Source organism: Aquidulcibacter sp., assembly GCF_049239865.1.
Classification (GTDB): Bacteria; Pseudomonadota; Alphaproteobacteria; order Caulobacterales; family Aquidulcibacteraceae; genus Aquidulcibacter.
Window position 1 is genome coordinate 1 of sequence record NZ_JBMLTR010000177.1, and the last position, 1,255, is coordinate 1,255.

Sequence of the window (1,255 nt, forward strand, 5' to 3'; positions counted from 1 at the left end):
TGTAAAAGTTTAAACATGATCGGACATTTGATATGAATTGCGGTGCAGGCCCACAAGCGCGAAGACCATCAAGTATCGCAGCGCTTGTGGGCCGTCTCGATAAGGATCAAGACGATGACACGTATGGAAGGCAAAGTGATCAAGGCTAAAGTTGGCCTTTTAGAGTTGGCTAAGCAACTGGGGAGCGTAACGCAGGCTTGCCGGGTGATGGGGTATTCCCGCGACAGTTTTTATCGGTTCCGCGACATGTATGAGAAGGGCGGGGAACTGGCGTTACAAGAGATGACGCGGTCCAAGCCGAATTTGAAGAACCGGGTGGATCCGGCGGTGGAGGCAACCGTGGTGGCAATGGCGATTGATGAGCCTGCCTGGGGCCAAGCGCGCGTATCCAATGAGTTGAAGAAGACGGGGATCAGCGTATCACCTTTTGGTGTCCGCTCAATCTGGTTGCGCCATGATCTGGCCAATGTGAAGAAGCGCCTCAAAGCGCTAGAAGCCAAGATGGCCCAAGAGGGTGGGGTGCTCACCGAGAGCCAATTGGTGGCGCTGGAGAAGGCCAAAGCCGACAAAGAGGCCCATGGCGAGTTTGAAAGCGAACATCCAGGTTATTGTGTGGCCCAAGACACTTTCTATGTCGGCACATTGAAAGGCGTGGGAAAAATCTACCAGCAGACGGTGATCGACACCTATAGCAAGGTGGGCTTTGCCAAACTCTATGACCGCAAGACCCCGCTGACAGCAGCCGATACCCTCAATGACCGGGTGATCCCGTTCTTTGAGGAGCATGGGATCAAAGTGGACCGGGTGCTAACCGACAGAGGCACCGAATATTGCGGCTCCCATGAGCGCCATGAGTATGAGCTCTATCTGGCCGTTGAGGATATCGACCACACCCGCACCAAGGTGAAGTCACCCCAGACCAATGGTATCTGCGAGCGCTTCAACAAGACCGTACTGGAGGAATTTTACCGCGTCGCCTTCCGCAAGAAAGTCTATGACAGTATTGAGGCCCTGCAGGCTGATCTTGATACATGGCTTGAAACCTACAATCAGGTGCGAACCCACCAGGGGCGATGGTGCTATGGCAAAACACCGATGCAAACATTCCTCGACAGCGCACCAAGAGCGCGCGAGAAACAGAATATTGGACAAGCCAACATGCAAGCAGCATAATGGCATGACCTGACAGTCTCTACCCCGCTGACAGCCGCACAACCGGGGATAGGAAATGTCCGATTACATAAATACTTTTACA

Annotated in this window: 1 protein-coding gene; it reads left to right on the top strand. The window is 53.4% G+C overall.

What is annotated here, in order from left to right:
- The first annotated feature begins 114 nt into the window (after nt 1-114).
- Nucleotides 115-1,173 carry an IS481 family transposase gene (locus ACOVRA_RS12365; RefSeq protein WP_298230839.1) on the top strand — a complete coding sequence of 353 codons (1,059 nt, stop codon included), beginning with the start codon at nt 115-117 and terminating at the stop codon, nt 1,171-1,173.
- Nucleotides 1,174-1,255 lie beyond the last annotated feature (82 nt).